The sequence below is a fragment of the Veillonella seminalis genome, assembly GCF_003992065.1.
GTDB lineage: Bacteria > Bacillota > Negativicutes > Veillonellales > Veillonellaceae > Veillonella_A > Veillonella_A seminalis.
Map to the genome: position 1 here is coordinate 63,266 of NZ_RQUZ01000002.1, position 19,437 is coordinate 82,702.

Here is a 19,437-nt window from a genome sequence, read left to right on the forward strand (position 1 = left end):
AAGCCTCCTCAATTAATGTTTAAAATGACGAACATGAGTAAATACCATGGCAATGCCCGCTTCATCGGCTTTTGCAATGGATTCTTCATCGCGAATGGAACCGCCCGGCTGAATAATGGCCGTAATGCCGTGTTCCGCTGCGGTTGCTACCGTATCGCCGAACGGGAAGAATGCATCCGATGCAAGTACCGCGCCTTTTGCTTTTTCACCCGCTTCTTCAAGGGCAATCTTAGCGGCGCCCACGCGGTTCATCTGACCGGCCCCGACGCCTAAAGTCTGAAGATCTTTAGCAATTAAAATGGCGTTAGATTTAACATGTTTAACCATCTTCCAAGCAAAACGAAGTTCCTGCCACTGTTCTTCCGTAGGCTGAACTTTTGTTACTACCGTGTAAGAGGTTTCATCTTCTTTCAAATCATCTTCCGTCTGAACGAGTAAGCCGCCGGATACTTTTTTAACCACTACTTGGTCAACTTCCGGTTTAGCCAATTCGATAAGGCGGATATTTTTCTTGGCCGTCAAAATAGTCAACGCTTTAGCGGAGAATTTAGGAGCCATAATAACTTCCAAGAAGATTTTGCTCATTTCCGTAGCCGTTGCTTCATCCACTTCGCGATTAAGTGCTACAATACCGCCGAAAGCAGATACAGAATCGGCTTCATAGGCTTTTACATACGCATCATGCAAATCGCTGCCGATAGCCGCGCCGCAAGGGTTCGTATGTTTAATAATGCAGGCCGCCGGTTCTTCAAATTCCCAAACCATATTCCAAGCCGCTTCCATGTCGACAATATTGTTATAGGACAATTCTTTGCCATGAAGCTGTTTCATGGCACCCATGCCGGAGGCTTCACCGATTTCTTTATAAAAAGCGGCTTTCTGATGAGGGTTTTCACCATAACGAAGGTCGGTAACTTTTTCATAAGCCTGTAAATATTCAGGAGGGAACGGTGTCTGCCCGAGCTGTTCGCTGAAGTAGTTGGCAATCGCCGTATCATAAGCTGCCGTATGGGCAAACGCTTCTTTAGCTAAAGCGAAGCGGAAATCACGGCCTAAGTCACCGTCAGCTTTTAAACGAACAATCACTTCATCATAACGTTCAGGATTTACCACGATACCTACGAACGCATTATTTTTAGCGGCGGAACGAACCATGGTTGGACCGCCAATGTCAATATTTTCAATTGCTTCTTCCAAAGCCACATTCGGTTTGGCAATAGTTTCACGGAATGGGTATAAATTAACAACAACCAAATCAATCGGCTGAATGCCGTGTTCCTGCATAGCTTTTACATGTTCTTCATTGTCGCGTACCGCCAAAATACCGCCATGTACCATAGGATGCAACGTTTTCACACGACCGTCCATCATTTCAGGGAATTTTGTCAATTCGTCCACTTGATGTACAGTTACCCCCGCATCAGCGATGGTGCGGAATGTACCGCCCGTGGAATAAATAGTGACACCCAATTCTGCCAAGGATTTGGCAAAATCTACAATGCCGGTTTTATCGGATACACTGATAAGTGCATTTTTAATCATACAAGACCTCCTACAACTGACCTACGCCAATAAAATTGCCTCAAAGGGGCACAAAAGGACCGCCCAAAGGCTAGTCCTCAATGTGTACAATATGATTCTTAATCGATAATTTGTCCTCACAAAAGAGGGCCAGTGCTTTTTTATACGTTTTATGTTCTTCCGGTAAAATGCGTGCTGCCAATGTATCTTCCGTATCATCGGCATATACAGGCACAACGGCTTGCATAATAATCGGGCCCGAATCCATCCCCGTATCTACAAAATGAACGGTACAACCGCTTACTTTCACCCCTGCCGCCACGGCCTGTCCCTGAGCATGAAGCCCCGGAAAAGACGGCAACAAAGCGGGATGAATATTTAAAATTTTGTACTCGTACGGTTTAATAAAGGTAGGACCCAATAAACGCATATAGCCTGCCAGCACAACAGCTTCCGGCTCATATGGCGCAATCGCTTCAAGCATGGCTTCTTCAAAGGCATCTTTGGAATCAAAACCTTTGCGTTCCACTACAACAGTCGGCACGCCCCATTCTTTGGCACGTGTCAAAACCGGTGCATCGGCGTGGTCGCTCAATACGACCACAACCTCTGCATTGATTTCACCTTGCTTTATAGCTTCATATAAAGCGGCAGCATTGGAACCGCGACCACTGGCAAAAACAGCAATTCGCTTAGCCAATGAATTCACGACCTTCCATAATTACGCGTTCCGCACCGGCTTCTTCAATACGGCCGATTTCATAAACAGCTTCGTTTTGCTTTTCAAGCTGTGCTTTTACGGCTGCCAAGTTTTCAGGATCAACTACCAAAATCATACCGATACCCATATTGAAGGTACGGTACATTTCTTTAACATCTACATTGCCCCATTCCTGCAATTTAGAGAATACAGGTAATTTAGGCCATGCATCGGCATTTACACGAGCGGTAGTACCTTCCGGCAGAATACGCGGAATATTATCATAGAATCCGCCGCCGGTTACGTGAACCATGCCTTTCAGAAGACCTTTACGAATGGATGGCAATACTGCTTTCGGATATAAACGGGTCGGGGTCAATAATTCTTCACCCAAAGTTTTACCGAATTCAGGGATTTCATCCTGCAAGGACATTTTTTTATGATCAAAGACAATCTTACGAACTAAGGAGAAACCGTTGGAATGAACCCCGGTGGATGGTAAGCCCAAGAGTACATCACCGGCTTTAATGTTTTCACCGGTCAAAAGACGAGGTTTATCTACGATACCTACGGCAAAACCGGCCACATCATAGTCACCGTCGCCATAGAAGCCGGCCATCTCAGCCGTTTCACCGCCGAGTAAAGCACAACCGGATTCTTCACAAGCTTCCGCTACACCGCGAACGATGGTTGCTACCTGTTCCGGAATCAATTTACCAACCGCAATATAGTCCAAGAAGAATAACGGTGTCGCCCCCTGAACGAGGATGTCGTTAACACTCATAGCTACGCAGTCTTGGCCGATGGTATCATGTTTATCCATCATGATGGCGAGACGCAATTTAGTGCCTACACCGTCGGTGCCGGATACGAGCATAGGTTCTTTCATATCAAAACCGGCCAACGAAAACAAACCGCCAAAACCGCCGATATCACCGACTACACCCGGTGTATACGTACGTCTTACCGCTGCTTTCATAAGTTCGACTGCTTTATTACCGGCATCAATATCAACACCGGCATCACGGTAGGTAATTCCGCCTTTATTCGAGCACATATTTGCCTCCCTCATCTTGGTCCATAGGAACACTTACTGCATAATCACCGTCGAAGCAGGCAAAACATAGTTCCGCTTCCGGAACGCCGCTCACTGCACGACATAAGCCTTCACGGCTTAAATAATGAAGTTTATCCGCTTTAATATATTCTCTGATTTCTTTAATCGTATGTGTAGCCGCAATCAATTCTTTACGCACCGATGTATCAATGCCGTAATGACAAGGATATTCGATAGCCGGCGAGCTGACACACATGTATACTTCTTTGGCACCTGCTTCTTTGAGCATGCGCACAATAATACCGCTGGTAGTACCGCGTACGATGGAATCATCAATAAGAACGATACGTTTGCCTTTAACCACATCGGCCACCGCATTCAATTTCATGCGCACGGCCAATTCACGTTGTGCCTGATCCGGTTTAATAAAGGTACGACCCATATAGCGGTTTTTAATAAGACCTTCGCCAAACGGAATCCCCGATTCACGGGCATAACCTAAGGCAGCCGTTGTACCGGAGTCCGGAATGGACATAACAAGATCGGCATCATACTTAGTTTCGCGAGCCAATTCACGGCCCATGTTAAGACGAGCCTGGTAAACACTTTGACCGTCGATTTCACTGTCCGAACGGGCAAAGTAAATATATTCAAACACACAAAGTGCTTTATTGATTTCTTTTCCCGATTCCACAAACAAACGACTGCGCACGCCGGAATCATCGATGATAACCATTTCGCCCGGTTCGATGTGGCGGATAAAATCTGCCTTAATCGCATCCAAAGCACAGGTTTCCGAGGAAAGCACATAACCGTGTTCGGTTTTGCCGAGGCAAAGCGGACGAAACCCGTTGGCATCGCGCACGCCGATTAATTTATCGTTCGTGCTGATAACGAGGGAGAACGCCCCTTCAATGCGGCGCACCGCTTCAATGATGCGGTCTTCCGTGTTGGCTGCTTTGGAACGGGCAATCAAGTTAACGATAACTTCCGAGTCCATTGTAGTCTGGAAAATCGAGCCGCGGTCTTCCAATTCACGGCGCAGCCCCAACGCATTGGTTAAGTTACCGTTGTGAGCTACCGCCATGTCGCCGCCTTGGTAATGAATTACAAGCGGTTGGATATTTTTAGGGTTATTGGAACCTGTAGTGGAGTAACGCACGTGACCGGAGGAGATAAAACCACCTTCAATTTCCGGCAACTGTTTAATCGCTTCCGTTAACAAGCCCATGCCTTTGGTCACTTCAATATCGTCACCATTGCTGATGGCGATGCCGGCACTTTCCTGGCCGCGATGTTGCAGAGCAAAAAGCCCCCAATAGGTAAAATTACCTACATTCAAATGACGGTCGTAAATACCGAATACGCCACACTCTTCATGCCACTTGTCAAATACAGAGTCGTAATGCATCGCTGTCTCCTATTAAGCACGTTCGCCGGTAAGGCGGAATAACATTTCTTTGTAAGCATCTTCTACATTGCCAAGGTCGCGACGGAAACGGTCTTTATCGAGTTTTTCGTTAGTTTCGCTATCCCAGAAACGGCAAGTATCAGGGGAAATTTCGTCACCTAACAATACTTCACCGTTATGAACGCCGAATTCCAATTTGAAGTCAACCAATGTAACTTTTTTGTCAGCCAAGAATGCTTTAAGAACATCATTAACTTTCATAGCATATTGACGAATCAAAGCCAATTGTTCTTCAGTAGCCCAATCCAAAGCAAGGATTTGGTCTTCGTTTACGAACGGATCGCCTAAATCATCGTTTTTGTAGCAGAATTCCAAAATAGGACGTTTGCAAGGAGTACCTTCTTCAATGCCGAGGCGTTTGGACAAAGAGCCGGCCACGATGTTGCGCACGATAACTTCCAAAGGTAAAATCTGTAATTTTTTAACCAATTGATCACGATCATTAAGGCGTTTAATGAAATGGTTAGGTACGCCTTCTTTAGTCAACAATTCAAAGAAGAAGGAAGAAATTTTGTTGTTCAAAACACCTTTGTCATGAATGGTGCCTTTTTTCTCGCCGTTAAATGCCGTTGCATCATCTTTGTAATGTACTAAATATTCTTTAGGGTTTTCAGTTTCAAATACTTGTTTAGCTTTACCTTCATATAACATGTTCATAATGTGGCCTCCTGTGATTTCTCAGATATTTGTCAAAACATTACTTTAATCCTTTAATCGCACTCTTACTGATACGATTAAAATCCAAACATTTCATTTATATTATTTATTTAATTCCGCTTGCAGTTTTTCATTTTTGGCAATAACAGCTTTTGCCATGTCATCGCGATATGTTTTGTATTGTGCTTTCAATTCAGCATCCTGTGCGGCACCGATTTGTACAGCAAACAAAGCTGCATTTTTAGCACCGTCCACAGCCATAGTTGCAACCGGCATACCGGATGGCATCTGAACAATAGCCAATAAAGCATCGATACCTTTTAAGGCTGTCGCATTAAGCGGCACACCGATTACCGGCAATACGGTGAAACTGGCGATAACGCCCGGTAAGTGAGCGGCCGCACCGGCTCCGGCGATAAAAGCAATAGCGTCTTCGGCTTCCAAACGTGTTACAAATTTCTTAACTTCTTCCGGCGTACGATGAGCGGATGCAATAACCATTTCATAGTCAATGCCGAATTCCTTTAATACGTCGGCGGCTTTCTTCATAACTCCTAAATCAGAGTCACTACCCATTACAATGCCAACTTTCATGTGTTTACCTCCTAGCTGTAGAATAAAAACTACCCTGCGGTCAGAATTAGACTTTCTATCTAAATTCTAACAAAAGCCCTCTTATTAGTCAACACAATATCCGAATATAAAAAGATTATTTTCGCTAAACATTCGGATTATAACGAACATTAACAAAAGTAATTTATAAAAAAAGATGCTCTCTTATTTACATAAGAGAGCATCTTGATTATCAATGCTTATGGGCATATTGCGCAAAAGGATCCGGTAATTGTTCAATCCCCATAGCTTCTTTCAAAGCAGGCACGGCCCCCGGCATATATTGAACGATTTGTTGCATTAACACATATAGAAGTTCAGGCTCGAACGCCGTATTCGGACTGATATAAATGCAGTCTAAATACAAACTGTTGTCATCATGTTCAATATAATATTTGAAGTTTTTATATTTGCTGTTTTCGCGATTGATAAACTCGCTGATTGCCTGATAATTATCCGCTGTCACCACATTAGCGCCCACAAGGACACGAATGACACCGTAAATTGTCGCATCAAGCAACACAAAGATAGGCATATCGCCCATTTCAGTTTGAATATAAGAGCGATATACAACCGTACCTTCTTCATCTTCAACATTACGTTTATCAAAACAGGTTATTTCTTCGCTAATCAAAAACTTTTCAAATATTGGACTTTTTTCATTCTTAGCGTTCGCCACGATACACCTCTTAGTTTACTTTTTCAGTAGGATCTACTTCTGTCCCCAATACTTTTTTCAAAATGTTAGGATAGAATTCTTCCAAATGCGGTTCCAAAACTTCAGCTAAAAGACGAACCAATAATTCAGGATTAAAGCTGTCTTCAGCGGATGGAACACTAATATCCATGTACACAACATGGTCTTGTGCACCCAAATAATATTTGAAGATTTTAAACTGGCCGTTTAATTCGTTCAAGTATTCAACAACCGCTTCGCGTTTATCTTCAGGCACGGCACCGGTAGTCACAATCAAGCGCATCAAATTAAATACCGTGTCATCAAGCACGACAAATAACGGTAATTGCTGTGCAGCCACATCAAAATGACCACGATATACAACCGAATTGGCATCATCTTGATGTTCTTCTTTTACAAACCAATTGGTTATATTCCCTGCTTCTAAAAACTGGTCAAATTTTTCTGCTTTCTTGTTCATAACTTCCACTCCCTTAATTTAATTACATTTATTCTTCAATAAATACGCAACGGTCATTTTCAAATGCCTTGATGCGTACTAAAGACTGAACATCATAGCCGGCTCGTTCCAAGCGCTCACGACCGGGTTGAAAGGATTTTTCGATTACAATAGCAATACCTTCCACGGTATCACCGGCGCTTTCCACTAATTTGCAAAGCCCCATAGCTGCTTCACCACTAGCTAAAAAGTCGTCGATAATCAACACTTTTTCACCTTCCGGCAAGAAACGTTTAGAAATAGTCACGTCATAGTTTTCTTCTTTTGTATAGGAATATACCACAGAATGGTATACATCATCCGTCATAAGAATAGATTTCTTTTTACGAGCAAAAACGAGCGGCACATCCATTTCAATTGCTACCGGCAAAGCCACGGCAATACCTGAAGCTTCAATGGTTACAATACGTTGAATGCCCTTATCTTTGAAGCGTTCCGCAATTTCCTTACCCATAGCAACAAACAATTTCGGATCGATTTGATGATTCAAAAAGCTGTCGACTTTTAGGACGCGATTGTTCAGAACAATGCCTTCCTCCATAATGCGTTGTTTTAATAATTCCATGCGAAAATCTCCTTAAATATATTCCTCTTGATTCTTCTACAATATCACTTCTTAAGCAGAAGGTCAATAAATTTAGCTGCTCCTTGGGATATTGGCAACAAACGGGAACGAACCAAAGCAATTTTACGCGGCGGTACTACGATATCGGTTTTGATTTCCACCACGCGCCCTTCTTTGATTTTCTGTTTTACCAAAATATCCGGTACAAGCGATATACCCATATTAATTTCTACAAAATCCATCAATACATCGAGACTGCCCAATTCAAAAGACGGTTTTTTGAAGGCTTTATTAGTCAGTTTGTCAAAAAACACACGACTTGCCGCACCCGGTGTAAGCAATAGCAACGGTTCTTGTAAGAGTCGATTCAAATCAACCGTCCCCATGCCTTTATAAAACGGTCCGCCTACGAAAATATCCTGCATGGTGTGCAATTCAATAACTTCCAATTGAGGATTGGATTCCAAACCTTCATAGGTGTTAACGATGGCCATCTGCACTTCGCGGTTTTCAACCATGGCTACACAATCAGGGGACGGACGGTTCGTAATCTGAAGGCCCGTTTCCTGCTCCTGTTCTTGCCATTTTTTAAAATACGGCAAAAGGAAATGACGACATAATGTATCGGTAGCCGCTAATTTTACGCTTTCCTGTTCATGAGTCAAACGATCCTGCAATTGGGTTACACCGTTATCAAGAATGGAGAACGCTTTGGCCACAGTATCAAATAATTCCTTACCTTCCGGAGTAAACGACACCAATTTGGTCGTACGTTCGAACAACACCATGTTAAGCTCTTTTTCCAATTGCTTAATACTCTGACTGATGGCCGACTGCGAAACACCTATCTCTTTCGCCGCTTTTGAAAAAGACAGGTGTAAACCCACCCCTAAAAAAGTACGATATAAATCAGTAGAAATACTCATTATAATCTTCTCTCCTTTACAGTAACAACTATCACGCAAACCCCAACTTATGTTCAAACTGCTTAGTCTCTTACAATTAGCTACTTATTAATCAGTTTTTAACTATTATTATAATACCATATATCACGTTACGTGTAATAGTCATTTCAAGCCTACTTATCGGTATTTTAAAATTACTTGTTAAATGCTTATTTATTAATAACCATAACTAACTACAAGAAAGAAATTATTAATCCTCCCTAATTAAATTTTTCTTTACTAATAAGTCTAAACCGTATATACTAGAATTGTCAATATAGGTACATTATATCTATTATTAAACAACTGCACAATAGCCAGTACACCAATGACAATGTTAAGAGGAGGCTTATTATGTCAATTCATCGCATTTTCGTCCGCAAACGCGAAGGCTTTGCTCACGAAGCTACTTCTATGTATCAAACTCTTCGTACGGAACTGAATATTCCTGTCAAAGCTGTCACCATTTACGAACGCTATGACATTGAAGGCGTATCTGACGAAGATTTAGCCAATGCCAAACAACTCATTTTCTCCGAACCACCGGTAGATGAGCTTTTTGACACCCTCCCTGAAACGGAACATACGCATATTATTGCCACAGAATACGTGCCCGGCCAATACGACCAGCGCGCCGATTCCGCTGAACAATGTCTTGCTATGTTAACCCTCAAATCGGGTGCCACGGTGCGCACGGCACGTGTGTTTGCCTTGGAAGGGAATCTCAGTGCAGATGATTTAGCACGTATAAAACATTATTATATTAACCCGGTTGATTCTCGTGAAGCATCCTTAGAAATTCCGACTTCCTTAGCATTGGATGTACAACCGCCAATGCCGGTTGAAAGTCTTAAAAACTTCATTACTGCCGACGAAGCTACTTTGAAATCCCTTCGTCAGGAATTGGGACTTGCCATGAGCGATGCCGATTTGGCTCTCATTCAGGATTATTTCGCCAATACGGAGAAACGCAACCCAACCATCACGGAAATCCGCGTTTTAGACACTTACTGGTCCGACCACTGCCGTCACACCACATTCATGACGGAACTTACGGATATCACTATTGATGATACTCCGGAAACCGCACCGATTCGTGCCGCCCTCGAAGAATACATGGCCGGTCGCGGTGTGCTCTATGCAAGCCGTAAAAAAGCTCGTACTTTAATGGATATGGCAACATTAGCTGTTAAAGAATTGCGTGCCCAAGGCGGTCTCAAAGAAATCGACGAATCCGAAGAAATCAATGCCTGCACTATTATTGTGCCGGTTGATGTAAACGGGAAAACCGAAGAATGGCTTTTATTATTTAAAAACGAAACGCACAATCACCCAACGGAAATCGAACCTTACGGCGGCGCCGCTACTTGTCTCGGCGGTTGTATCCGCGATCCGTTGAGCGGCCGTGCTTATGTGTACCAAGCAATGCGTGTTACCGGTTCCGGTAATCCGCTTACACCGCTTGACGAAACCTTGGAAGGTAAATTACCGCAGGTACAGATTACTACCGGTGCGGCTCGCGGTTACAGCTCCTACGGTAACCAAATCGGTCTTGCTACCGGCGAAGTTCGTGAATACTATCATCCGGGCTATGTAGCCAAACGCATGGAAATCGGTGCCGTTATCGGTGCTGCCCCTCGCAGCAACGTGCGTCGTGAAGAACCGGTACCGGGCGACATCGTAGTCTTATTAGGCGGACAAACCGGTCGCGACGGTTGCGGCGGTGCTACCGGTTCCTCCAAAGAACACGACTTATCCTCCCTCGCCTCTTGCGGTGCGGAAGTTCAAAAAGGTAATCCGTTAACGGAACGCAAAATCCAACGCTTATTCCGTCGTCCGGAAGTAACCACCTTAATCAAACGTTGTAACGACTTCGGTGCAGGCGGCGTATCCGTTGCCATCGGTGAATTGACGGACGGTCTTTTAATCAACCTTGATACGGTCCCTAAAAAATACGAAGGTCTCGACGGTACCGAACTTGCTATTTCCGAATCCCAAGAACGTATGGCTTGCGTAATTGCCGCCAAAGATTGGGAAGCATTCCAAAAATACTGTGATGAAGAAAACTTGGAAGCTACTATCGTTGCCGATGTAACCGACAGCAATCGTCTCATCATGACTTGGCAGGGCACTAACATTGTCGACATCTCCCGTGATTTCTTAAATACTAACGGTGCCGATCAGCATCAGAAAGCTCATGTAGCTTCCCCTGTTTCCGGCTATTACAACACAACTGCTGTAACAGATATCAAAGCACACTGGCTCGACACCATGAAAGACTTGGCTGTAACCTCACAGCAAGGTTTAGGCGAACGTTTTGACAGCACTATCGGTGCCGGTACGGTGCTTATGCCGTTCAGCGGTTTGTATCAGAAAACTCCGGTACAGGGCATGGCCGCCAAATTGCCGGTATTGCATGCGGAAACCACCACAGCCAGTCTTATGACTCACGGTTTCGATCCGTACATCTCCGAATGGAGTCCGTTCCACGGTGCTCAGCAAGCTATCCTTTTAGCGGTTGCCAAAATCGTAGCTCTCGGCGGCGAACGCAGCTCCGTATATTTAACTTTACAAGAATACTTTGAACGTTTGAACCAAGACGAAACAGCTTGGGGTAAACCGGTAGCTGCTTTACTCGGCGCTTATAAAGCACAAAAAGAATTAGGCATCGGCGCCATCGGCGGTAAAGACTCCATGTCCGGTACCTTCATGGATCTCACTGTTCCGCCTACCCTCGTTGCTTTCGCGGTAACAACGGCTCATGTAGATAATATTTTAACACCGCACTTCAAAGAAGCCGGTCATGTAGTACTTCATGTAGACTTCCCACGTAAAGCAGACGACACCCCTGACTTTGATATTTTCAAAGCCCAGGCGGACCGTATTACGCAAGCAGCGCGTGACGACAAAGTGGCTGCCGCTTATGTAGTAGAAGCGGGCGGTATTGCCGCAGCCATCACTAAAATGGCCCTCGGTGACCGCATCGGCGTAGAACTTAACGACGAAGCAAAAGATATGTTATTCGCACCGCACAGCGGTTCCTGGATTATCGAAACTGACGAAGCTACAGCTAAGGCTTGGGCGCAAGATGAATATGTAACTATCCTTGGTACGCTTACCAAAGAACCGATTATCAAAGCAGCCGGCATTGAACTTACCTTAGCAGATCTTGAAGAAGCTTACGAAAGCACGTTAGCACAAATCTTCCCATTGACTGCCAAATCCGGTCAAGGTGAAGCGGTTGCCTACATTCACGATCAAAAAGCAAAACCTCATCAAGCACCTTCTGTTGCTAAACCACGTGTCGTAATCCCTGTATTCCCGGGCACTAACTGTGAATACGATTCCGCTCTTGCTTTTGAACGTGCCGGCGGCACAGCCGATATTGTTATTATTCGCAACCGCACCGTAGCGGAATTGGAAGAATCCATTCAGGAAATGAAACGTAAACTGGACGAAGCACAAATCGTCTTCTTCCCGGGCGGCTTCAGTGCCGGTGACGAACCGGACGGTTCCGGTAAGTTTATGGCTACCTTGTTCCGCAATCCGTACTTAAGTGAATCCTTACACAATTTATTGCACAACCGTGACGGTTTGGCACTCGGTATTTGTAACGGCTTCCAAGCGTTGATCAAATTAGGTCTCTTACCATATGGCGAAATCGCCCCTATGACCACGGACAGCCCTACTTTAACTTACAATACCATCGGTCGCCATCTCTCCGGCATGGTTCACACCAAAGTTATTTCCACAAAATCCCCTTGGATGAGCCTCTGCAAAGCCGGCGAAATCTATACGATTCCGATTTCTCACGGCGAAGGTCGCTTCATTGCCTCTCCGGCTCAAGTGGTCGACTTCAACCGCAAAGGCCAGATTGCTACGCAGTATGTTGATTTGGACGGCATCGCTTCCTACGATGCTCGCTTCAACCCTAACCAATCCGTTGCCGCTATCGAAGGTCTCTTCAGTCCTGACGGCCGCGTCTTCGGTAAAATGGGCCATATTGAACGTACCGGTTACGGCATTTCTAAAAACGTTCCGGGCAAACAGGGTATGCCTGTATTTGCTTCCGGCGTAGCTTACTTCAAATAATTAACAAATAATACTATTGGTGCATTATTTGAGTAAATAAAATGTTTCAAGCCATCTATTATTTCAAAAAATGCATAGTAAAGGAAAAAAACGGCATGACAAATGTCGTTTTTTCAACGGTATAAGTTGCATATCTATATAATTCCTTGTATCATAAAAGATGGTGAATAAGTTTAGAGACATAACCAGCTCTTGTTATTCTTAAGTGAAAGGATGTAAGCACATGCAATGCGCACAGAAATTAACAGATAATATTTATTGGATAGGCAGCAACGACTGGGATACGGAACGCTTTGAAAATTTGTTTCCCATTCCTTTGGGCGTAAGCTATAACTCATATTTTATCGATGACGAAAAAACTTGTATCGTAGACTCCGTTGATGACAGCATCCGTCAAGAATTTTTTGACAATGTAGAATTTTTACTACGCGGTCGTCAGCTTGATTATGTAGTTGTTAACCATATGGAACCGGACCATTGCTCTACCTTGGTTGAACTCATTGACCGCTATCCGAATGTTAAACTTGTAGGCAACCGCACTACCTTCCGTTTATTCGAACAATTCTACGGCCGTCCACACCCTGAAAACTATTATGAAGTTAAAGAAGGCGACAGCATTTGCTTAGGTAAACACACCTTACATTCCTATACCATGCCAATGGTTCACTGGCCTGAAGTAACTTGTACTTTTGAATCCAGTACGGGCGTGCTCTTCTCCGCCGATGCCTTCGGTACCTTCGGTACTATCAACGGCAACATCTTTGCCGACCAGCTTGATTTTGAACGAGTGTATGAAGACGAAGCTCGTCGTTACTACACCAACATCGTTGGTAAATACGGCGTTCAGGTACAAAACGCCATCAAAAAAGTCCTTCCGTTGGGCATTAAAATGATTGCACCGCTTCACGGTCCAATCTGGCGTACGCCGGAAAGCATCCAATACATGATTGAAAAATATATGCATTGGAGCACTTACTCCGCTGAAAAGAAAGGTGTAGTTATCGCTTTCGGTTCCATGTACGGCAACACCGCCGATATGGCACAGCAATTAGCTCGCTTATTATCCTTCCGCGGTATTACGGATATTAAAATCTATGACGTATCCAAAACCAATCCGTCCTACATCATTGCAGACGCATGGAAATACAGCCATCTCGTTTGTATGGCCCCTACTTATAACTTAGCCTTATACCTTACTATGGAAAATTTACTTTACGAATTGAAAGCACTTAACTTCCATAACCATAAGGTGTCCATTGTGGGTAACCATTCTTGGGCTTCCGCCGCTATGAAACGCATGGTGGACTACTTCACCAACCAAATCAAAGATATGGAAATTGTGGGTACACCACTCGATATTCGCGGTGCCTTACATCAAGACCAATTAAAATTATTTGCTAAATTGGCTGACGATATTGCAAAATCCATTAACGAAACTGAAATCAAAACTTTCAGCTTATAATAAAATACAAAATAAGCCATAATGCTTATAGCAAAAAGACAGGTTCATGACGAACCTGTCTTTTTTTGATATTCACTATTCTTTTTGTAAACTCTTACAGCTTTTTCACAAATTCAGACTTCAATGCCATGGCACCGAAACCGTCAATTTTACAATCGATATTGTGATCACCTTCAACAAGGCGAATATTTTTGACACGAGTCCCCTGCTTCAGCACAGATGCTCCTTTTACTTTAAGATCCTTAATAATAATTACGGAATCGCCGTCTTGTAATAAGTTCCCATTAGCATCACGAACAACTAAGCCACTCTCGGCAGTTTCCGCATCGGCGGCCGACCATTCGTGAGCACACATTGGACATACATAAAGATGTCCGTCCTCATACGTATACGCTTCGCCGCATTTCGGGCAATTTGGTAATTCACTCATGTGCAGTCTCCTTTTAAAATATCCAATTTATAAAACAATAAGCTCCCCCTTCATCAATGATATCGCGCAAACTAAGTCGAGGTCTGGCAAAAGGATGTTCCGCGGGAACACCGATAGTTAAAACCGCCGCAATCTCATGACTTATATTGAGCCATGCTTTGGCTTCTTCCTGAATGAAATAAATATCATTAATCCATAAAGAACCTAACCCGTCTTGAGTAGCCATCAAGAGAATCGTATTAATAAACGCACCTAAGGCCTGTAAATCACTTTTCTTCTAAATGAGATCATAATCGATATCATCATCAAAAGGATTATATACAATCAGTACAGCCCCGGCCGTTTTCATAGCATGTAAACTAATCTCAAGACTGCCGAACTTTTGGTCCGTCTCTTTTAACGCCTGTAAACAGGTATAGCCCATTTCTACAAATTGATCTTTTGCCGCCCCTTCAAGTATGCGTACACGCCACGCTTGACGGTTTTTAGGCGATGGCGACATTTTAGCCATATCAATCATATGCTCAATTTTAGCACGTTCAACGGGCACAGTCTCATAACGGCGAATACTGCGTCGAGCCCCAATAGCCGCTTCCAAACTCATCATCGGCGTTTTATTATCACTCATACTAACTGTCAGACCTTCCTTTTTCAAATTTCTTATTTTGCTATATCTACTATATTATACCAAAAATAATCCCTTAAACCTAATTCAACATATATACACCTATTTTAAAGCTGTTAAAATTGCTAATCTCCTATTTTCGTATCTTTTAAAAAAATATCATAAATTTAATATTGATTCACTATTTACAGCTTTCAACATAGCGTCCCACAACATTTAATTATGCATATGTTTTGTATTTTAACAGTAGGCAAATACGATTATTTAGTATATACTAAATTAAGACTTTTACTATCTGTTAAATTAGCGAAATTTAGTGTATACTAGAGTAATCGCTATTAAATACTAAGGAGGTTACAATGAATAACATTGTAGTTATCGGCAGTTGTAACATGGATATTACCGTCATGGCCGATAAACGTCCCACAGCCGGTGAAACCATCATGGGCTCGGGGCTTAATATTTCGCCGGGTGGCAAAGGCGCTAACCAAGCGGTAGCCGCCGCCAAGTTGATGGCTCAGGTTACCATGGTCGGTTGCATCGGCGATGATGCCTATGGCCGCATGGTATTGGACAATCTCCACAAATACAATATAAATACCGACTATCTCACCGTGATTGAAGGTGAAAACAGCGGTACCGCCCATATTACCTTAGCAGAAGGTGATAACAGCATCATCGTTATTGCCGGTGCCAATGCCAAAGTGGACGAAAAGGTTGTGGATAATGCATGGGACGCCATCATGAAAGCCGATTTAGTGCTCGTACAAAACGAAATTCCTTTATCGACAATTGGCTATATTACCGAAAAATGCTCAAAAAACGGCATTAAAGTCCTCTTAAACCCGGCTCCGGCCGCCGATTTGGATCCGGCTTGGCTCGATGCCGCCACATATATTACACCTAATGAACACGAATTAGCTGCACTATATCCTTCGCAATCAACCGAAGCTACCATGCTCGCCAACGAAGGTAAAATTATCGTAACCCTCGGCAAAGAAGGCGTTGCCTATGCACAAGGAGGTAAAGTTCATACCGTGCCGGGCTTCACCGTGACTCCGGTAGACACAACCGGCGCCGGCGATACCTTTAACGGTGCGTTTGCCACGGCTGTTGCCAACAATAAATCGATGGAAGAAGCGCTTCAATACGGCAATGCCGCCGCTGCACTTTCCATTTTAAAATTAGGAGCTCAGGAAGGTATGCCTACAGCTGATGAAGTCGCAGCCTTCTTAGCGAAAAGGAGTTAATCATGCAAAAAGGTGGTATTTTAAATAGTCATATTGCCAAAGTATTAGCCGATTTAGGCCACACCGATACAATTTGCATCAGCGATTGCGGTTTACCCGTACCGGCCGGAGTTCAAAAAATCGACTTAGCCCTTACGTTCGGCACGCCAAGCTTTGAAGCCGTCGTGCGTCTTTTAAAAGAACATATGCAGTCTGAATCCATTCACATCGCCTCACCGATGAAAGAAATGAATCCACATAATTATGCCGTTCTTCAAGAACTCTATCCGCAGGATCGCTACGAATGGAAAACAACCGATCACGAAGCCTTCAAAGAAGCAACCAAACGTTGTAAATGTATTATCCGCACCGGTGAAACAACACCGTATGCCAATGTAATCTTACAGGCAGACTGCATTTTCAACGACGAGAAATAAACGTTTAGGAGTTATCAATGGAAATCAAGATGACAGATATTGCCAAAGCCTTCGGAACTAACCAAGTTCTAAAAGACGTGGTCATTACCTTAAAAGCCGGAGAGGTTCACGCCCTTATGGGGGAAAACGGGGCGGGTAAATCAACCTTAATGAACATTCTCACAGGCTTGCACAAAGCTGATGCCGGCGTTATTACTATCGACGGTGTAGCCACTACCTTCGCCAATCCGAGGGAAGCAGAGAAAAACGGGATTGCCTTTATTCATCAGGAATTAAATATTTGGCCTAATTTAAGTCTCCTGGAAAATCTGTATCTCATGCAACCGAAACGAAACGGTCTCGGTATGCTCGATCGCAAATCCATGCTGGCTGAAGCACAGGCAAAATGCAAGGAACTTAATATCGAATTACCGCTCACTAAAGAAGCCGGTGAATGTTCCGTCGGGCAACAGCAGATGACGGAAATTTTGCGTGTTTTAATGCTTGATGCCAAAGTGGTAATCATGGACGAACCGTCGGCAGCTCTTACCGAACGTGAAACGGAAACCTTGTTCCGCATGATGCGCCAATTAAAAGAACAAGGCGTTGCCATTGTCTACATCTCTCACCGCATGGAAGAAGTATTCAGTGAATGCGATGTTATCACGGTTATGCGCGACGGTCACACCATCAGCACTAAACCGGTTCAGGAAACTACGGTCGACGAAGTGGTGCGTCACATGGTAGGTCGTTCCATCGACGAATTCTATCCTGACCGAACAACCACACCGGGTGAAGTTGTTCTCACCGTTAACGGGCTCAAACCGAAAGATTTTAACAGCACCATTTCCTTTGACCTGCGCAAAGGTGAAATTTTAGGTGTTGCGGGCCTCATGGGTGCCGGTCGTACGGAAATTATGCGTGCCATCTTCGGCATTGATAAGCATGAAGGCGGCGAAATCACTTTAAACGGTGAACATTTACATTTCAAAAACCCGGAAGATGCCATCAAAGCGGGCATTGCCTTTATTACTGAAGACCGTAAGGGTGAAGGTCTCATTCTGGATTTTTCCATCGGTAAAAACATTACCCTACCTAACCTCGGTCAAGTATGTCCGAACCATGTGTTGGATAGCAATAAACTCGTAAGTTTTGCCGATACTTTGTCCAAGCGCTTAGGCGTAAAAACTCAATCGGTTCACTTACCCGCCTCCTCATTATCCGGCGGTAATCAGCAAAAAGTAGTTATCGCTAAATGGATAGGTTTATCCCCGTCCATTATCATCATGGACGAGCCGACTCGCGGTATCGACATAGGTGCAAAACGCGATATTTACGACTTAATGAATGAATTAACAAGCCAAGGGGTTTCCATTATTATGGTCTCCTCGGAACTCCCTGAAGTTATCGGGATGAGTGATCGGGTCATGGTAATTCACGAAGGTGCCGTAGCCGGTATTTTAAACCATAGTGACGCAACACCGGAAACTATCATGAACCTAGCAACAGGAGGACAATAATGAACCAAAATATTACAGAAAAACTCAAAAAATTAGGCCCTCTCATCGGCCTGATTGCCTTATTTATTATCATCGCATTTCTAAATGACAGCTTCTTGGAATTCTCCAACTTGCGTAACTTATTACGTCAGGTTTCCATTAATGCGATTATCGCCTTCGGTATGACCTTCGTTATTTTAACGAGCGGTATCGACTTATCCGTTGGCTCTATTCTCGCCTTATCCAGTGCCATCATGGCAAACTTCATCGTTGGCGGCATGAATCCGGAAGTGGCCATTCTCGCCTCCGCCGGTGTGGGCATCATCCTAGGCGGTATCAACGGGATTGTCATCGCCTACGGTAAAGTAGCGCCATTTATTGCCACCTTGGCTACCATGACCATTTATCGCGGTGCCACCTTGGTATTTACAGATGGTAACCCTATCAGCGGTTTGACTTCGGATCCGTTATTCCACGGCTTCGGACAAGGCGACATTGCAGGTCTGCCGGTTCCGGCCATTACCATGTTCGTATCCTTCCTTATTTTATGGTTTGTTTTACAAAAAACATCCCTCGGCCGTCAGACCTATGCTATCGGCGGCAGTGAAAAAGTAAGTTACATTGCGGGTATTAAAATTAACCGTGTAAAAATCTTCGCTTACGCCTTAACCGGTATGCTCAGTGCCATTGCCGGTGCCATCATTACCTCTCGCCTCAACTCGGCTCAACCTACAGCAGGGATGGGTTATGAACTTGACGCCATCGCAGCCGTAGTATTAGGCGGTACCAGCCTCGCCGGCGGTCGCGGTCACATCGTCGGTACCTTAATCGGTGCCCTCATTATCGGTACCCTCAACAATGGTTTAAATATTCTCGACGTTTCCAGTTTCTATCAACAAATCGTCAAAGGTATTGTAATTCTACTTGCAGTCCTCGGGGACCGCAAAAAAGCGTAGGAGGT

Annotated in this window: 19 protein-coding genes; 6 read left to right on the top strand and 13 right to left on the bottom strand. The window is 44.1% G+C overall.

Features of this window, described 5'->3' with window-relative positions:
• Positions 1–12: 12 nt before the first annotated feature.
• From purH to EO126_RS01790, 10 genes are all read right to left on the bottom strand, one after another.
• Positions 13–1,542, bottom strand: a complete 1,530-nt coding sequence (purH, locus tag EO126_RS01745; protein WP_127007180.1) for a bifunctional phosphoribosylaminoimidazolecarboxamide formyltransferase/IMP cyclohydrolase — start codon at positions 1,540–1,542, stop codon at positions 13–15.
• 70 nt (positions 1,543–1,612) lie between these two features.
• Positions 1,613–2,230, bottom strand: a complete 618-nt coding sequence (purN, locus tag EO126_RS01750; RefSeq protein ID WP_127007182.1) for a phosphoribosylglycinamide formyltransferase — start codon at positions 2,228–2,230, stop codon at positions 1,613–1,615.
• Positions 2,214–3,278, bottom strand: a complete 1,065-nt coding sequence (purM, locus tag EO126_RS01755; RefSeq protein WP_127007184.1) for a phosphoribosylformylglycinamidine cyclo-ligase — start codon at positions 3,276–3,278, stop codon at positions 2,214–2,216. Before purM ends, purN begins: the two co-directional genes overlap by 17 nt.
• Entirely contained in the window at positions 3,265–4,689 is a 1,425-nt protein-coding gene (purF, locus tag EO126_RS01760) for an amidophosphoribosyltransferase (RefSeq protein WP_127007186.1), read from the bottom strand. The genes purM and purF overlap by 14 nt, the downstream gene beginning before the upstream one ends.
• A gap of 12 nt (positions 4,690–4,701) precedes the next feature.
• Entirely contained in the window at positions 4,702–5,406 is a 705-nt protein-coding gene (purC, locus tag EO126_RS01765) for a phosphoribosylaminoimidazolesuccinocarboxamide synthase (RefSeq protein ID WP_127007188.1), read from the bottom strand.
• A gap of 102 nt (positions 5,407–5,508) precedes the next feature.
• The gene (gene purE, locus EO126_RS01770) at positions 5,509–6,000 is read right to left on the bottom strand and encodes a 5-(carboxyamino)imidazole ribonucleotide mutase (RefSeq protein WP_127007190.1); all 492 of its coding nucleotides are present in this window, start codon (positions 5,998–6,000) and stop codon (positions 5,509–5,511) included.
• A gap of 211 nt (positions 6,001–6,211) precedes the next feature.
• Complete coding sequence (locus tag EO126_RS01775) at positions 6,212–6,697, bottom strand: hypothetical protein (RefSeq protein WP_127007192.1); 486 nt, start codon at positions 6,695–6,697, stop codon at positions 6,212–6,214.
• Between the two features lie 10 nt (positions 6,698–6,707).
• Positions 6,708–7,175 (bottom strand): YbjN domain-containing protein, encoded by a 468-nt coding sequence (locus EO126_RS01780; protein WP_006555760.1) that lies wholly within the window; start codon positions 7,173–7,175, stop codon positions 6,708–6,710.
• Between the two features lie 28 nt (positions 7,176–7,203).
• Positions 7,204–7,779: a xanthine phosphoribosyltransferase gene (locus tag EO126_RS01785; RefSeq protein WP_006555759.1), complete on the bottom strand. Its 576-nt coding sequence runs from the start codon at positions 7,777–7,779 to the stop codon at positions 7,204–7,206.
• A 44-nt stretch (positions 7,780–7,823) separates the two neighbouring features.
• On the bottom strand, positions 7,824–8,705 hold the full coding sequence (locus EO126_RS01790; RefSeq protein WP_127007194.1) for a LysR family transcriptional regulator: 882 nt from the start codon (positions 8,703–8,705) through the stop codon (positions 7,824–7,826).
• Between the two features lie 372 nt (positions 8,706–9,077).
• On the opposite strand from EO126_RS01790, the gene EO126_RS01795 reads away from it, so the two are divergent.
• Both EO126_RS01795 and EO126_RS01800 read left to right on the top strand, forming a co-directional pair.
• Positions 9,078–12,815 (top strand): phosphoribosylformylglycinamidine synthase, encoded by a 3,738-nt coding sequence (locus EO126_RS01795; protein ID WP_127007196.1) that lies wholly within the window; start codon positions 9,078–9,080, stop codon positions 12,813–12,815.
• A gap of 223 nt (positions 12,816–13,038) precedes the next feature.
• Positions 13,039–14,277 carry an FprA family A-type flavoprotein gene (locus EO126_RS01800; RefSeq protein ID WP_127007198.1) on the top strand — a complete coding sequence of 413 codons (1,239 nt, stop codon included), beginning with the start codon at positions 13,039–13,041 and terminating at the stop codon, positions 14,275–14,277.
• Between the two features lie 94 nt (positions 14,278–14,371).
• On the opposite strand, the gene EO126_RS01805 is transcribed toward EO126_RS01800, so the two are convergent.
• Genes EO126_RS01805 through EO126_RS11150 form a run of 3 tightly spaced genes read right to left on the bottom strand, consistent with a single transcriptional unit; the run spans position 14,372 to position 15,335 of the window.
• Positions 14,372–14,707 carry a zinc ribbon domain-containing protein YjdM gene (locus EO126_RS01805; RefSeq protein ID WP_006555755.1) on the bottom strand — a complete coding sequence of 112 codons (336 nt, stop codon included), beginning with the start codon at positions 14,705–14,707 and terminating at the stop codon, positions 14,372–14,374.
• Between the two features lie 13 nt (positions 14,708–14,720).
• On the bottom strand, positions 14,721–14,933 hold the full coding sequence (locus tag EO126_RS11145; RefSeq protein ID WP_051018211.1) for a nitroreductase family protein: 213 nt from the start codon (positions 14,931–14,933) through the stop codon (positions 14,721–14,723).
• Between the two features lie 51 nt (positions 14,934–14,984).
• Positions 14,985–15,335: a nitroreductase family protein gene (locus EO126_RS11150; protein ID WP_006555754.1), complete on the bottom strand. Its 351-nt coding sequence runs from the start codon at positions 15,333–15,335 to the stop codon at positions 14,985–14,987.
• A gap of 356 nt (positions 15,336–15,691) precedes the next feature.
• On the opposite strand from EO126_RS11150, the gene rbsK reads away from it, so the two are divergent.
• Genes rbsK through EO126_RS01835 form a run of 4 tightly spaced genes read left to right on the top strand, consistent with a single transcriptional unit; the run spans position 15,692 to position 19,432 of the window.
• Positions 15,692–16,582, top strand: coding sequence for a ribokinase (gene rbsK, locus EO126_RS01820; protein ID WP_006555753.1), 891 nt, complete (start codon positions 15,692–15,694; stop codon positions 16,580–16,582).
• Between the two features lie 2 nt (positions 16,583–16,584).
• Positions 16,585–16,998 carry a D-ribose pyranase gene (gene rbsD / locus EO126_RS01825; protein WP_006555752.1) on the top strand — a complete coding sequence of 138 codons (414 nt, stop codon included), beginning with the start codon at positions 16,585–16,587 and terminating at the stop codon, positions 16,996–16,998.
• 17 nt (positions 16,999–17,015) lie between these two features.
• Complete coding sequence (locus EO126_RS01830; RefSeq protein ID WP_006555751.1) at positions 17,016–18,497, top strand: sugar ABC transporter ATP-binding protein; 1,482 nt, start codon at positions 17,016–17,018, stop codon at positions 18,495–18,497.
• Complete coding sequence (locus tag EO126_RS01835; RefSeq protein ID WP_006555750.1) at positions 18,497–19,432, top strand: ABC transporter permease subunit; 936 nt, start codon at positions 18,497–18,499, stop codon at positions 19,430–19,432. The genes EO126_RS01830 and EO126_RS01835 overlap by 1 nt, the downstream gene beginning before the upstream one ends.
• Positions 19,433–19,437 lie beyond the last annotated feature (5 nt).

Coding starts and splice junctions, on each gene's coding strand:
- purH (WP_127007180.1), bottom strand. CDS start 1,542: ATGATTAAAAATGCACTTATCAGTGTATCCGATAAAACCGGCATTGTA.
- purM (WP_127007184.1), bottom strand. CDS start 3,278: ATGTGCTCGAATAAAGGCGGAATTACCTACCGTGATGCCGGTGTTGAT.
- purF (WP_127007186.1), bottom strand. CDS start 4,689: ATGCATTACGACTCTGTATTTGACAAGTGGCATGAAGAGTGTGGCGTA.
- purC (WP_127007188.1), bottom strand. CDS start 5,406: ATGAACATGTTATATGAAGGTAAAGCTAAACAAGTATTTGAAACTGAA.
- purE (WP_127007190.1), bottom strand. CDS start 6,000: ATGAAAGTTGGCATTGTAATGGGTAGTGACTCTGATTTAGGAGTTATG.
- EO126_RS01780 (WP_006555760.1), bottom strand. CDS start 7,175: ATGAACAAGAAAGCAGAAAAATTTGACCAGTTTTTAGAAGCAGGGAAT.
- EO126_RS01785 (WP_006555759.1), bottom strand. CDS start 7,779: ATGGAATTATTAAAACAACGCATTATGGAGGAAGGCATTGTTCTGAAC.
- EO126_RS01790 (WP_127007194.1), bottom strand. CDS start 8,705: ATGAGTATTTCTACTGATTTATATCGTACTTTTTTAGGGGTGGGTTTA.
- EO126_RS01795 (WP_127007196.1), top strand. CDS start 9,078: ATGTCAATTCATCGCATTTTCGTCCGCAAACGCGAAGGCTTTGCTCAC.
- EO126_RS01800 (WP_127007198.1), top strand. CDS start 13,039: ATGCAATGCGCACAGAAATTAACAGATAATATTTATTGGATAGGCAGC.
- EO126_RS01805 (WP_006555755.1), bottom strand. CDS start 14,707: ATGAGTGAATTACCAAATTGCCCGAAATGCGGCGAAGCGTATACGTAT.
- EO126_RS11145 (WP_051018211.1), bottom strand. CDS start 14,933: ATGGCTACTCAAGACGGGTTAGGTTCTTTATGGATTAATGATATTTAT.
- EO126_RS11150 (WP_006555754.1), bottom strand. CDS start 15,335: ATGAGTGATAATAAAACGCCGATGATGAGTTTGGAAGCGGCTATTGGG.
- rbsK (WP_006555753.1), top strand. CDS start 15,692: ATGAATAACATTGTAGTTATCGGCAGTTGTAACATGGATATTACCGTC.
- rbsD (WP_006555752.1), top strand. CDS start 16,585: ATGCAAAAAGGTGGTATTTTAAATAGTCATATTGCCAAAGTATTAGCC.
- EO126_RS01830 (WP_006555751.1), top strand. CDS start 17,016: ATGGAAATCAAGATGACAGATATTGCCAAAGCCTTCGGAACTAACCAA.
- EO126_RS01835 (WP_006555750.1), top strand. CDS start 18,497: ATGAACCAAAATATTACAGAAAAACTCAAAAAATTAGGCCCTCTCATC.